This is a genomic window from Kordia antarctica (assembly GCF_009901525.1).
In the GTDB taxonomy this organism is placed as follows: Bacteria; Bacteroidota; Bacteroidia; order Flavobacteriales; family Flavobacteriaceae; genus Kordia; species Kordia antarctica.
The window spans coordinates 5,029,862-5,043,335 of the sequence record NZ_CP019288.1; the positions used below are offsets into that span (position 1 = coordinate 5,029,862).

General features: G+C 33.7%; 15 protein-coding genes. 8 read left to right on the plus strand and 7 right to left on the minus strand.

Annotation, left to right across the window (positions count from 1 at the left end; all coding sequences use genetic code 11):
• Nucleotides 1-2: 2 nt before the first annotated feature.
• The 5 genes from IMCC3317_RS21020 to IMCC3317_RS21040 are packed head-to-tail and all read right to left on the minus strand — an operon-like array spanning nt 3 to nt 3,309.
• Entirely contained in the window at nt 3-242 is a 240-nt protein-coding gene (locus IMCC3317_RS21020) for an acyl carrier protein (RefSeq protein ID WP_160131438.1), read from the minus strand.
• Between the two features lie 4 nt (nt 243-246).
• Nucleotides 247-897, minus strand: coding sequence for a nucleotidyltransferase family protein (locus IMCC3317_RS21025; protein WP_160131439.1), 651 nt, complete (start codon nt 895-897; stop codon nt 247-249).
• A 17-nt stretch (nt 898-914) separates the two neighbouring features.
• Nucleotides 915-1,865 (minus strand): SDR family NAD(P)-dependent oxidoreductase, encoded by a 951-nt coding sequence (locus IMCC3317_RS21030; protein WP_160131440.1) that lies wholly within the window; start codon nt 1,863-1,865, stop codon nt 915-917.
• Nucleotides 1,866-1,872: 7 nt separating this feature from the next.
• Nucleotides 1,873-2,973 (minus strand): glycoside hydrolase family 3 protein, encoded by a 1,101-nt coding sequence (locus IMCC3317_RS21035; RefSeq protein WP_160131441.1) that lies wholly within the window; start codon nt 2,971-2,973, stop codon nt 1,873-1,875.
• Nucleotides 2,974-2,979: 6 nt separating this feature from the next.
• Nucleotides 2,980-3,309 (minus strand): hypothetical protein, encoded by a 330-nt coding sequence (locus tag IMCC3317_RS21040; RefSeq protein ID WP_160131442.1) that lies wholly within the window; start codon nt 3,307-3,309, stop codon nt 2,980-2,982.
• 250 nt (nt 3,310-3,559) lie between these two features.
• Between IMCC3317_RS21040 and IMCC3317_RS21045 the strand changes: the two genes are divergently transcribed.
• The 5 genes from IMCC3317_RS21045 to IMCC3317_RS21065 all read left to right on the plus strand — a co-directional run bounded on the left by IMCC3317_RS21045 (nt 3,560) and on the right by IMCC3317_RS21065 (nt 9,617).
• The gene (locus tag IMCC3317_RS21045) at nt 3,560-4,798 is read left to right on the plus strand and encodes a carboxypeptidase-like regulatory domain-containing protein (RefSeq protein ID WP_160131443.1); all 1,239 of its coding nucleotides are present in this window, start codon (nt 3,560-3,562) and stop codon (nt 4,796-4,798) included.
• Nucleotides 4,799-5,236: 438 nt separating this feature from the next.
• Complete coding sequence (mnmA, locus tag IMCC3317_RS21050) at nt 5,237-6,424, plus strand: tRNA 2-thiouridine(34) synthase MnmA (protein WP_160131444.1); 1,188 nt, start codon at nt 5,237-5,239, stop codon at nt 6,422-6,424.
• A gap of 217 nt (nt 6,425-6,641) precedes the next feature.
• The gene (locus IMCC3317_RS21055) at nt 6,642-8,261 is read left to right on the plus strand and encodes a S8 family serine peptidase (protein ID WP_160131445.1); all 1,620 of its coding nucleotides are present in this window, start codon (nt 6,642-6,644) and stop codon (nt 8,259-8,261) included.
• Between the two features lie 5 nt (nt 8,262-8,266).
• Nucleotides 8,267-9,223: an NAD(P)H-dependent flavin oxidoreductase gene (locus IMCC3317_RS21060; RefSeq protein WP_160131446.1), complete on the plus strand. Its 957-nt coding sequence runs from the start codon at nt 8,267-8,269 to the stop codon at nt 9,221-9,223.
• A 4-nt stretch (nt 9,224-9,227) separates the two neighbouring features.
• A complete protein-coding gene (locus IMCC3317_RS21065; protein WP_160131447.1) occupies nt 9,228-9,617 on the plus strand; it encodes a glyoxalase superfamily protein in 390 nt (129 codons plus the stop codon).
• A gap of 7 nt (nt 9,618-9,624) precedes the next feature.
• On the opposite strand, the gene IMCC3317_RS21070 is transcribed toward IMCC3317_RS21065, so the two are convergent.
• Both IMCC3317_RS21070 and IMCC3317_RS21075 read right to left on the minus strand, forming a co-directional pair.
• Nucleotides 9,625-10,398, minus strand: coding sequence for a LytR/AlgR family response regulator transcription factor (locus IMCC3317_RS21070; protein ID WP_160131448.1), 774 nt, complete (start codon nt 10,396-10,398; stop codon nt 9,625-9,627).
• Nucleotides 10,395-11,417, minus strand: a complete 1,023-nt coding sequence (locus IMCC3317_RS21075; RefSeq protein ID WP_160131449.1) for a LytS family sensor histidine kinase — start codon at nt 11,415-11,417, stop codon at nt 10,395-10,397. The genes IMCC3317_RS21070 and IMCC3317_RS21075 overlap by 4 nt, the downstream gene beginning before the upstream one ends.
• Nucleotides 11,418-11,619: 202 nt before the next feature.
• Here IMCC3317_RS21075 and IMCC3317_RS23830 point away from each other — a divergent pair, with 202 nt between their 5' ends.
• The 3 genes from IMCC3317_RS23830 to IMCC3317_RS21085 all read left to right on the plus strand — a co-directional run bounded on the left by IMCC3317_RS23830 (nt 11,620) and on the right by IMCC3317_RS21085 (nt 13,353).
• Nucleotides 11,620-11,754 (plus strand): hypothetical protein, encoded by a 135-nt coding sequence (locus tag IMCC3317_RS23830; protein WP_262887070.1) that lies wholly within the window; start codon nt 11,620-11,622, stop codon nt 11,752-11,754.
• A gap of 143 nt (nt 11,755-11,897) precedes the next feature.
• A complete protein-coding gene (locus IMCC3317_RS21080; protein WP_160131450.1) occupies nt 11,898-12,431 on the plus strand; it encodes a cytidylate kinase family protein in 534 nt (177 codons plus the stop codon).
• 10 nt (nt 12,432-12,441) lie between these two features.
• Nucleotides 12,442-13,353 carry a viperin family antiviral radical SAM protein gene (locus IMCC3317_RS21085; RefSeq protein ID WP_160131451.1) on the plus strand — a complete coding sequence of 304 codons (912 nt, stop codon included), beginning with the start codon at nt 12,442-12,444 and terminating at the stop codon, nt 13,351-13,353.
• Nucleotides 13,354-13,474: the final 121 nt, after the last annotated feature.

Here is a 13,474-nt window from a genome sequence, read left to right on the forward strand (position 1 = left end):
TGTTAAGCTTGCTCGCGCTCAATAAATTCTTTGACAGATTTGTATACAAAGAACGTATCTAAATCAATTTCTTCCAAGTCAACTTCCACGCCAAAAACATTTTCAAGTTCCAAAATAAAGTACATCATATTCAACGATGTCATTCCTAAATCGGTTGTGAAATTGGTTTCTTCTTGAATATCATTTGGCGTAATCGTATTGTCTAAAATCTCCGTGAGAATCAGTGCTAATTTTTCTTTCATTTGTTTACGTATATAATTTTTCTGCGGTATGTAATTGTTGTTCTGTATTGATAGAAAACCACGTTTTTGTATAGGCTTCAGACGCAAATAATAGATTTTGTTTCATGAGTTGTTGCCAAACGTCATAAAAATTTTCTGCTTTTTCCGTGGAATCGTTTATTTTTTTAGGATTTAAAACTTGTATTCCAGAACCATAAATTGGTGTTTCTTCAGTTCTGCTCAACGTTGTAATTTGATTGTTTTCTGTTTGAATAAAATCGCCTTCAATACCTTTTATCGGTTTCACAGGAATTAACATGCACGTTGGCGAGTTCAATTTTGCGTATTGTTCTGAAATCCATTCGAGATCAATCTCAACAATATTATCACACGTTAACACTAATAACGGTTCGTCTAATTGCTGTAAAAGTGTATTGTATAACCACCAGGAATTTCCTTTTTCGTTGGTATTGAAAACGTTGTGAACGCCTTCTTTTATAGCGTATTCCGCCAATTCGGCACCTTTATAACCAACTGTAATACTGATTGATTCGAAATCGAGTTTCTTCAATTGTTTCAGAGAATTTCCGATCAACATGGCATTGTTAAACTGAATCATTGCTTTTGAGGTATTGGTTGTGAGCGGCATCATCCGCAATCCTCGTCCAGCAGCCAATATCAACGCATGTTTTATCAAAATATGTTGTCGGTTTCAAAAGTTAATAATTTTTTTAATGACGATGAATCTAGGTTTTCTTGATTTTTGGTAGAAACAAATTCTGCAATCGGATTCTCAACCGTATGATTATGAACCAAGAAAAACGATTCGCCACCAAGTTCAATTTTTGAAGTCGATTTTACTTCATATGAATCAATCATAACTTCATCAATACTTTCGCCGGCTCTCGCCGGAATCTTTTTGTAATTTCCGCCGTTTAGTTCAATAAAACAATCCAATGCGTCTTGCATGTGAACCGTTTTCATTTCTGGACAGAGAATTTTTCCTTTTGTATGTTCAATGTGAATCAGGCAATTTTCAACCAATTTTGCGGCATCATCTAAGCTAAAAATAAAACGTCGCATGTGCGCGCCTGTGGTTTCTATTAAATTGTTGTTTTCTTTGAGCATTTTTTCCCAAATCGGAAATACAGAACCTGTGGACCACGCAATATTTCCAAAACGAACGCAGGCAAATTTTGTCTTTGTATCGTCGTTCATCAATAGAAATAATTTTTCCATAACACGTTTGGACAACCCGTAAAATGAATTGGTTTGCGCGCTTGCTTTATCGGTAGAAATTCCAATAACAGTTTCCACATTTTGCTCAATGGCGGCTCGTGCAATATTTTGTGAACCTTTGATATTTATGTCCAAACATTCGTTGGGAAATTGTTCTGCTAAATGCACATATTTTGTCGCTGCCGCGTGAATTATCACATCAGGTTTTGTTAACGAAAGTGTTTCTCGTACAGCGTCCATATTGGTAATATCCATTGGAATTACTTCACAATTAAGTACTTTCCGAACACGTTCATTTAAATAATTATTCCGTCCACAAAGTATCACATGATGTTGTTCTTTCAGTTTTCGCGCCAACGCACGACCTAAAAAACCTGTTCCGCCTGTGATTAGTATTTTTTTCATGAATGGATTATAAGTTCTCTTTAAATTTCAAAATACGTTGATACGATTCATCAATACGTTCTTCTGTAATTTCGCCGTCTGCAATCATTTTTTTGACAATATCAATAATGTCTTTTGGAAGAATCATATCGCGACCTTTCATCGGAATATGGTTTGAAAACATCAACACATCAACGCCCGCATGAATCGCCATTTGAATCGATTTTTCAAAACCGAATTGATCGGCAATTGCTTTCATTTGCATATCGTCTGAAAAAATAACACCATCAAACCCAAGATCGCCACGTAAATAATCGGTCATAATCTTTTTAGAAAGTGTGGCTGGTAATTTAGAATCGTCTAATTTTTCATTTACAATATGTGCCGTCATAATCGCGTCTACATTTCCTTCATATAATAATTTTATATATGGAAAAATTTCTTGTTGTTGCCAATATTTACTAACATCTGTGACATTATAATGTGAATCTTCTTTCGAATTTCCATGTCCTGGAAAATGTTTTACCACCGTTTTTACATTAAAATAGCGATGACTCAAAATCACTTGCCGTGCATGTTTTATAATGTCTTTCGGGTTTTCAGAAAACGCACGTTCATTTTTTCCAATTGGCGGATTATCATCATTATGAACATCTAAAACTGGCGTGTAATTTACGTTGATTCCTAAATCTAATAAGTTGTGCGCAATGATATCGCTGTAATATTTTGTAGTATCAACATTATCAATTTCGCCTAAATATTTTGCCGAAACCGTTTTTGGAAAACCGTATTTTTGCTTCAATCGATTTACTTTTCCACCTTCTTCATCAATACTAACCAAAAGAGGTAATTTTTCATCTTTACGCAAAGTAGAAATCAATTTCTTTAAGTTTTCAACCGAATTCAGCTTTGTAATATTCTTTTCATAGATCAAAACGCCACCGAGTTTCTGTGCTTTAATATCTGCTAAAATTTTATTATCGGATCGTATTTCAGTATCACTTCCAATACCTAACATTAGCATTTGACCAATTTTTATATCGATACTATCTGTTTTTACTTCCTGCGAAAAGCCTGTTTGGCTTGCAAAAAGAAAAGATATTGCGATACTTACTATTTTCAATTTCATGTATTCTTATTTTTTAATTGCTTCAATGGTTTTGTCTCCGTCTTGATCGAATTTATGATATTGCTCTACTACAAAATTGTCATAGAAAAAGCAATATGCCAATTCTCCATTTTTGTGGAAAAATAAAATAATCCGATCACTAAAGCATTGTTCGTCACCAACTTTATAATTTATTCTATACTTCACATAAAATATGCCACCAGTTTTAAAATACTCACGTTCTACTTCTTCATTACTTTGGTAGACCGCATTTTCATGAGGAACACGCAGTTTGAACACTTTTTCAAATTGTGCTTTTAATTTCTCTTTACAAGAATCTATTTGGACGATTTTCATTTTGCGTGACGGAATGTTTAGTATAACAAAAACAAGCACGAATCTTATGTTTATGAGGAGATTTTATACTTGTTAATATCGAATATACGGTAAAAAAGATGAAATAAAAAGGACACCAATTAATGTCTAACAAAGTATTAACATTTACATGAACTATCGCGAAAGCAAAGAATCATAGGTTTTGCAAAATATCAATAGGGGAATTTTTACATTATAATTGTTTTAATATTGACAGCGTTGATTTAATAGCTTGAAAAATAAACTATTAAAACCTTTTATAACAACGCAACCAAAAGATGTTTTACACATCTATCATAAAACCAATCAAATCAAAACCAACATGAAAATTCAAAAATTACTACTTTTAGTTCTTTCGGTTTCTTTTTTAATTTCTTGTGAAAAAGATAGCGAATCAGCTCCATTAGCAGAAAGCAGCATTTCAGGAAAATTTTTAGCACCAAACGATATTGACCCAATTGTCAACGGAATTATCACTGCAAGTAAAGACGGAACTATTGTTTCAGAAACAATTTCTGCAACTGACGGAAGCTTTACATTAACAAACTTATCCGCTGGAGAATATGAAATTTCATTAAAAAAAGGATTATTCAGTTCAACTCGTGCAGTTGAAGTTGCCGAAGATGATGATCTTGACATTCCAAACATTCCTATTGAAAGCTTCCCGCGAATTGGCGTAGTTACTGGAAATTATGACAATATTGAATCTGTATTATATGATATTGGTTTGGTAAATCCGTTTACGCAAGAACCTTTATTCGACATTATTCAAGGAACAGGCATTGGAAGACCAGCTGCAAATACAGGTCATCACGGACATAATCACGGAAACGATGTTGGAATCTTTTTACCAGAAAACAACAATAATCTACAACCAAATGTAACTCATACATTCTCGGATTTAGTTGCTTCTCCAAATTTATTAGGAACATATGACATTATCTTTTTAAACTGTGGATTGAGTGAGAGTTTCACTGGATTTAATGACAATATTTTACAATATGTAAGCAATGGCGGAATTTTATACGCAACAGATTGGGCATATAAATATGTAGAAGGAATTACGGGCGATGGACAACAATATATCGATTTCTTAGATAATGATAAAAGTGGAAATTCGCTGTCTACCGAAGCAACCATTTTTGATCAAGATTTAATCGATTGGTTACAAGTAAACTTCAATATTACACTAAACAATAACGACACTATATTACTTGACGAATTTTTACCAGGATGGCAAGTAGTTGATAGCGCAAATGATGCAACTGTAATCAGTTGGTTTAACGGACCAGTTACATATCGCGACAATGTTGGCGCAACAGTTACACAAAATAAAGACTTGGCGTTTACATTTCAAGTTGGAAACGGCGGCGTGTTTTACTCTTCATTTCATACGGAAAATCACGACGACGGATTCAGTACCGTAGACAGACTTTTAGAATACTTAGTATTTGAATTGTCTTCGCTATAACTAAAATGTAAACTATTAGAAAAGCCTGAATGTTCTTTCCATTCAGGCTTTTTTGTTAATGAAACTCCATTTGGAGAAGCCTGAAAGGCGAACTCAAAATGGTACGTTGAATTAATCCCGCTGTAGAGCGGGATCTTAAACTCGTAAAAATTTAATATCGAAAATATGCTTGGCGCGAAACAACTCGTAAAAAAGCGAAAAAGGTAGTATCTTTGTCAGCATTATATATTTAGTACGACTCAAAAGTATATTTGTATACTAATACTGAGTTTGGCGTGTGATGCTGAATCAAGTTCAGCATGACGAAATGAATTCACAAAGCGTCAATTCGAGTGATTTTTTGCAAAAAAAATGTACTTCGATAAACTCAGTAGAACTATCGAGAATAACTTTGAAATCAATTCATAAATGATATAGTAAAAACTAGCGAAAGAAAAAATGAAACGAGTAATAGTAGGACTTTCTGGTGGTGTAGATTCAAGTGTAACCGCATATCTTTTGAAAGAACAAGGATACGAAGTCATTGGTTTATTCATGAAAAACTGGCACGATGATTCTGTGACCATTTCTGATGAATGTCCGTGGTTAGAAGATAGCAACGATGCCTTAATTGTTGCTGATAAATTAGGAATTCCATTTCAAACAGTAGATTTAAGCGAAGAATACAAAGAACGTATTGTTGACTATATGTTCAACGAATACAAAAAAGGGCGTACGCCAAATCCGGATGTATTATGCAATCGGGAAATAAAATTTGATGTATTCATGAAAATTGCCTTAGACTTAGGCGCAGATTATGTTGCAACAGGTCACTACTGTAGAAAGGAAACGATTGAAAAAGATGGTAAGCAAATTTATAAGCTCTTAGCAGGAAAAGATGATAACAAAGATCAATCGTATTTTTTATGTCAACTTTCGCAAGAACAATTAGAAAAATCATTATTTCCTATTGGCGAATTGACAAAACCAGAAGTACGTGAAATTGCTGCAAAAGCAGATTTAATTACTGCCGATAAAAAAGATTCGCAAGGATTATGTTTTATCGGAAAAGTGAAATTGCCAGACTTTTTACAACAGCAATTGCAACCAAAAGAAGGTGTCATTGTAGAAGTTCCGCAAGAAAAAGAAAGTTATCACAAGGAATTACCAACGTTTGCAAATAAAGGAGAAGAATTGGCGTATTACGCTCAAAAATATACCTACCAACAAACCGATGGAAAAGTAGTAGGAAAACATCAAGGCGCACATTATTTTACCAAAGGACAACGCAAAGGTTTGGCAGTTGGCGGAACAATAGAACCTTTATTTGTGATTGAAACCGATGTAAAAGAAAACGTAATTTACACAGGACAAGGAAAATCGCATCCAGGATTATACCGACGCACATTATTTGTAAAAGACGACGAATTGCATTGGGTTCGTGAAGATTTGGCGTTACAACCAGACGAATCTATGGAAGTTATGGCGCGTATTCGTTACAGACAACCGTTGGAAAAAGCGTTTGTTCATAAAATAGATGGTGGCGCATATGTAGATTTTCAAAATCCGCAAAGTGCTATCATGGAAGGACAATTTGTAGCTTGGTATATAGAAGATGAATTGATCGGTTCTGGAGTGATTTCTTAGGGAAGTTGAAGCTGAAAATGAAATTGAAGTTGAAGTTGAAGTTGAAAAAATATCGAATATTGAACAAGGATTATTGAATAACGAAAAGTTAAAAGTTAAAAGTTAAAAGTTAAAAGTTAAAAGTGAAAAGTGAAAACAAATTAACAAATAGACAAACACACAAATCAACAAATCAACAAAAAAGGAGCAAAGCGACTAAAACCCAATACCTAAACAAATGAAAAAGCTAATCGTATTGCTAATCATATTCTTTATACAATCCAATTTTGCACAAACCGAACACGCTTGGGTATATTTTACAGACAAACCTGATGTGGCTAATTCAATAGCGAATCCGACAACTATATTAACTCAAAAAGCAGTTGATCGAAAGATGAATCATGGTGTTGCGATTGATGAACGTGATGTTCCAGTGAACGAATCGTATATCACGCAAGTGAAAGCACAAATGGGAATTACCGTTAAAGCGAAATCAAAATGGTTCAATTGTGTCCATGTTTTGGGAACGCAAATAGATATTGATGCTTTAATAAATTTATCGTTTGTAAACCAAATTTTATATGCAGATCGCTCGCTGAATTCTTCCAGTAGGCCTTCTGCGGAAGCGAATACAGAAAGAACGGTAGAAAAGTTTGAAACCTTAGTATTTTATAACTATGGAAATGGTTCGAATCAAGCGGGAATGATCAAAATTGACAAACTTCATGAACTCGATTACACAGGCGAAGGCGTTACAGTTGCTGTGATTGATGGCGGATTTGTCAATGTAAATACAATGGCAGCTTTCCAGCGATTGCGCGATAATGGCGATTTATTAAATGGCTATGATTTTGTAGATCGGACTTCGGATGTGTATTTATATACAGGAAACAGTCACGGAACAAACGTTTTGTCAGATATGGCAGGTTATATTGATGGACAATTTGTTGGAACTGCGCCAGATGCAAGCTATTATTTGTTCAGAACAGAAGATGCTGCGACTGAAACGCCCGTGGAAGAATCGTATTGGGTTGAAGCTACGGAACGCGCAGATAGTTTAGGTGTTGATGTTGTAAATACTTCATTAGGATACAATCGGTTTGACGAAAGTAAATACGATTATACAACGGCTGATATGGACGGAAATACAACGTTTATTACAAAAGGTTCTAATATTGCTGTTGAGAAAGGATTGCTCATTGTAAACTCAGCAGGAAATTCTGGAAATGATGGAACTTGGGGAATCATTACTGCGCCAGCCGATGGAAATGGTTTCACAATTGGAGCAGTTAATTCAAGCGGAAATTATGCGTCGTTTAGTTCTCGTGGAAGAACGCCAAATACGCCTGTAAAACCAGATGTTGTAGCGCAAGGAGCAAGTGTGTATGTAATAAGTTCGGCAGGAAATGTAGTTACATCAAATGGAACTTCTTTTTCTTCACCAATAATTGCAGGTTCAATGGCATGTTTGGTACAAGCGTTTCCAAACAAAACAAATTTAGAATTGATGCAACTCGTTCGCGAATCATCTTCTATATATTCAAATCCTACAATACAATTAGGATACGGAATTCCAAATTTTGAATCTGTATTTCAGACCTTATTAACTTCTGAAAGTAATTTGACTACAATTCAAGTCTTTCCAAATCCCGCGAAAGCGATTGTGCAAATCAATTTCCCAGAAGGAACTCAAAATGCAACAATTACGTTGGGGAATTTGGTAGGAAAAACGATCAAAACATATACGACAAATACAACGTATAAAAATATAGATGTGAGTCAATTGGCGGCAGGAATGTACTTGTTGCGCATTGAAACAAACGGAGAACAATTTACCCGAAAAATTATAAAACAATAACACGAATGACGTTGTTCGCACAGAATAGAATTACACAATTATACAATATAGAATATCCAATAATTCAAGGTGGAATGATTTGGGCAAGTGGTTGGCGGTTGGCTTCTGCAGTAAGTAATGCTGGTGGATTGGGCTTAATTGGCGCAGGATCGATGTATCCAGATGTGTTGCGTGAACATATTCAAAAGTGTAAAAAAGCAACGGATAAACCATTTGGTGTCAACGTTCCGATGTTGTATCCGAATATTGAAGAAATTATGAATATTATTGTGGAAGAAGGCGTGAAAATCGTTTTTACTTCTGCGGGAAATCCTAAAACGTGGACACCTTTTTTAAAGGAAAACGGAATTATAGTAACACATGTTGTCAGTAGTTCTAAGTTTGCATTAAAATCTCAAGAAGCTGGCGTACATGCTGTCGTTGCAGAAGGTTTTGAAGCTGGCGGACATAACGGAAGAGAAGAAACTACAACTTTGACATTGATTCCAACCGTAAAAGAAAAATTAGAAATTCCATTGATTGCCGCTGGCGGAATTGGAAGTGGAAAAGCGATGTTAGCTGCGATGGTTTTAGGCGCAGATGGCGTACAAGTTGGAAGTAGATTTGTTGCCACAGAAGAAGCATCATCACATATAGAATTTAAGAAAAAAGTAGTAGAAGCCAAAGAAGGAAGTACTAAATTGATGTTGAAGGAATTGGCGCCAGTTCGGTTGTTGAAAAATAAATTTTACGAAGATATTGAAGAATTATACACAAAATCTCCAAGCGTGGACGAACTCAAAACTTTACTTGGTAGAGCGCGCGCAAAACGTGGAATGTTTGAAGGCGATTTGGTAGAAGGTGAATTGGAAATTGGGCAAGTTTCTGCGTTGATTCACGATATAAAACCTGCGGCAACTGTTGTCAGTGATATGATTTTAGAGTTTCAAGAAAGTGTAAATTTGATCAAAAATAAATTTTAAAAATATGAAAGCAAAAGCAAAAGTAAAATTTATAAGTGTCCATCCAGTATTGGCTGTGAAAAACGTGATACAATCGTTAGGTTTTTATGTGAATAAACTCGGCTTTAAAGTTGCTTTTGCCGATCACAAAACGAATCCGAAATATGTAGGAATCAAGCGTGGACTTGTGGAAATTCATTTGCAACAACACCACGATGCTTCAGAATGGGAACACACTATTGAGCGTCCGATGTTGCGTTTTTTAGTGTTGAGCACCGAAAATTTATTTGAAGAATATAAAGCAAAAGGAATATTTCATGCGCAAACTTCTATTAAAAAAACCACTTGGAACACAAAAGAATTCGCTTTTTACGACTTAGATAAAAACGGTTTGACGTTTTATGAGAATTTGTAGTTAAAGATTATCTTTTCGGACTAAAGAAAGATGCTATTTTAGAAATAAAACTAGACTTTTCTTTTATACTAATTTCGAATTTCTGTTCGCAATGATGAAGTGAAATTTCAGTACTGATTCTCGATTTTACGTGCGATAGATTGATAATTGTTCTTTGTGTAATTTTCTCAAAATTGTACGGCTTCAACTCCTCGGATAAATTACTAATTGTCATACGAATGTTTTCTATGAGAACTTCGTCATTCTTTCCATAAATAGACACGTAATTCTTTTTTGCTTGACATCCTTCACGGTTTTTAGTGGTAATAATTTTCGCAGTCGTAATATAATAAGCATCTTCAGCTTTAAACATATAATTACTATCACCTACTGAAAGATTTATTTTGCCTGTTTCAACTCTGCCTTTAGTTTGAATTTTTCCAATAATTTTATTCTTCAGAATTGTTTCAAAATCTTCTAAATCAAAAGGTTTACTCATGTAGCCAGAAATGTCTAAATTATTAATAATCTCACCATGTTTTCCAGTAGTAGAAGTTAAAAATACTACTTTTTTTGAAGAAGCAATTTTTTCGGAAAGTTGTATTCCATTAAGACCTGGCATATCAAAATCTACAATTAATAAGTCGTATGAATCATTGTTAATTTTATTGTAAGCATTTATAGAACTGTGATAACTTGAAACATGTTCTAAATTGTATGTCTTTGCAATTGTGTCAATTTTTTCCTTAACGTAAGAAAGCATTTTTGGATCGTCATCCACAAGAATGTATCGAATTTTCATGAGGCAATAGCTAAAGTTAATCGTGATATGTATTGTTTGTTTGGTAATGCTTCGTGCGATAATTTACTACCAGGATAATAGGTGTTTATCAATTGTTCAAGCGCATTAAGTCCAAAACCACTTTCAGTATCGGTAATTTTCACAGGATGTTCTAGTTGAACTTCAGCGCTATTTATTAAGCTGTAATTTAGCTTGTTATGTTCATTTTGTTCCAGCTTGATAGTGATAAAGGAATTTTCATCGTTCAGACTTCCGTGTTTTAAAGCATTTTCAACAAAAGGAAAAAACAATGTGGGTTTTATTTCAAGCGTGCTACGTTGTTCGTCATTTAACAAGTCTTCCAACTCAATTTTAGCATTTGGTTTTAAATAGCGAATCAATTCTAAAAACATTTCTACATATTTCAATTCTTCTGTAATTGAAATAGCAGTTTTATTCAAGGCTGCAACATTATAATCCAATAGGTTAAAAATATTCTTTAGTGCATCAATAGGAGGAATGCCCATTTCAGATTTTCCAATTTTATAATGAACTCCCCATATTGTCTTATAATTAGCGCGCGCGCTTTCCAAGTCCATATATACTTGATTGATTACGTTTTTGATAAAATGTGCGCCAAGTCGCGTATTATTTGCTTCTACACTTTTATAATCTGCATATTTTTCAAAAGCTCTTTGTTGATGATTTATTTCTTGACCAAGTGTGGAAATCTTCTTCTCGCTATTTCGTTTTATGGTTTTTAATTCCTTTTCTAGAAACATACTTTTTTCATGCCTTAGCAACAACTCTTTTTCAAGTTTTTCTATATCTCGCAATTGTTTACTATAACCAGTCACAGCTTTTTCATTGGCTACAACGTATTCCTTTAAAGCATTATTTTCTTTTTTGTACGCTCGTTTTTTGTAAACGTTGAATATGTTTCTACTAAAAGCTATTACAAAAGCTATAAAGAGAACGATACTTATGATTAGTAGTAAATCATCTTCAGTTAACAAATCGTCAAATAATCCTTGTTCCATCTATTCTTAGTTGTCTATGCGTGTTTCTTACTTTTTACTTATCACAAAAAGAACCACTTCTATCCCAAATATAGCTTGTCTGTCCCAAATAGGAAAATAAAATGTCAAAGAGTAGCATATTTGGTGCAAGAATAAGCGCTATTCGAAAGTAAAAGGTTTCTGTAGGAGAAACGTATTACAAATCTTTAAAAAAGTAAAAACGATGAAAGATGTAAACAAAATGACCAAAGAAGATTTGAAACGCATTGAAGAAGCTCATGGGCAAAAATCAAATCCAACACAAGAAGAAATAGATTTTCTTGAACGCGCAAAAAAGGCTGTTGCGCAAAATAAATAACAGCAATTAATAAATACTTTTAAATTTTAACATTATGAATACACAAGACAAAGAAAATCAACCAATCAATCATCCTGATGATGTGAATCACGGAAATCAGATGAATCCAGATCATGAGGAATATCATCATTCAAGAGAAGAAAATGATTGATAAGATCACTTTAAGTGGATTTGCTGGAAGCGGTAAATCCACTATTGGAAAAAATCTTCAAGAAGCACTCAATTTTGAGTTTATCTCCGTTGGGAATTTTTCAAGAAAGTTGGCTAATGAAGAATATAAAATGACCATTAATGCATTTCAACAGAAGTGTACAAAAAATCCAAAATTAGATGCAGAGATCGACAAAAAGTTTCAAATAGAATGTAATTCGAAAGACAACTTAGTTATTGATTATCGACTCGGATTCAAGTTTATACAGAATGCTTTTCATGTATTGCTCAAAGTTTCAGACCAAGAAGCAGTAAGTAGAATTAAAGCCGCAAACCGAACTGATGAGACAATTTCAGCGAAAGCGATAGACACTAGAAATGAAAACATGCGAACACGTTTTTTATCAAGTTATAACGTGGATTTTACCAACGAAAAAAACTATCATCTCTTGATTGATACAGATTCGTTAACACCGAAAGAAATCACGAATTTAATTATAGAAGAATTTAAAAAAATAACCATTTAAAATATAAACCATGAACACAGAAATTAAACAATTAAAAAGAAAAAATAGAATTGGAAGCACAGAAAAAGAGTCTAGAATGGCAATACCAAGCGTCAATTTTCACTTGTGGCAACCTTGTAATATGCGATGCAAGTTTTGTTTTGCTACATTTTTAGATGTGAAACAAACCATTTTACCAAAAGGACATTTACCAGAAGCAGAAGCTGTAGAAGTTGTAAAATCGTTAGCCAATTACGGATTCAAAAAAATTACATTTGTTGGTGGCGAACCTTTATTATGTAAATGGTTACCTAAATTAATTCGTACCGCAAAAGAATTAGGATTAAACACAACAGTAGTTACCAATGGAAGTAAATTAACAGACGAATTTTTACAACAAAACAAACCATATTTAGATTGGATTGCGTTGAGTATTGATAGTTTGAATAAAGAAACAAACATAAAAACTGGAAGAACAGAACGAAAAATTCCATTGACGGAAGCATTTTATAAAGACAGGATTAATGCTATAAAAGCACATGGTTATAAATTGAAAATCAACACAGTTGTGAATGCTCATAATTATAAAGAATTAATGGTAGATTTTATTAAAGAAGCAAATCCGAAACGATGGAAAATTTTTCAAGTATTACCAATTACTGGGCAAAATGATGGGAAAATAGAAGATTTAAAAATCACAACTGCACAATACGAAAGCTTTTTACAAAGACATGAAGAGTTAGCCGTTTGTGTTCCAGAATCAAACGATGCAATTAAAGGAAGTTACGTAATGGTTGATCCGGCAGGACGTTTTTTTGACAATGCCGAAGGAACGCACAATTATAGCAAACCAATATTAGAAGCTGGTGTTTTTGAAGCCATTAAAGCTGTCAATTATGATATTGTAAAGTTTATTGATAGAAAAGGATTTTACAATTGGTAATTTAGAAAATCAATAAAATTAGATGGTTTCTTTTGGAATTATTCGTTAAATAAACCCACAGAAGAAAGAAACCTTTTTTAAATGAAAAATTAAAGATTGAGTGATTAAAAACTTCTATAAT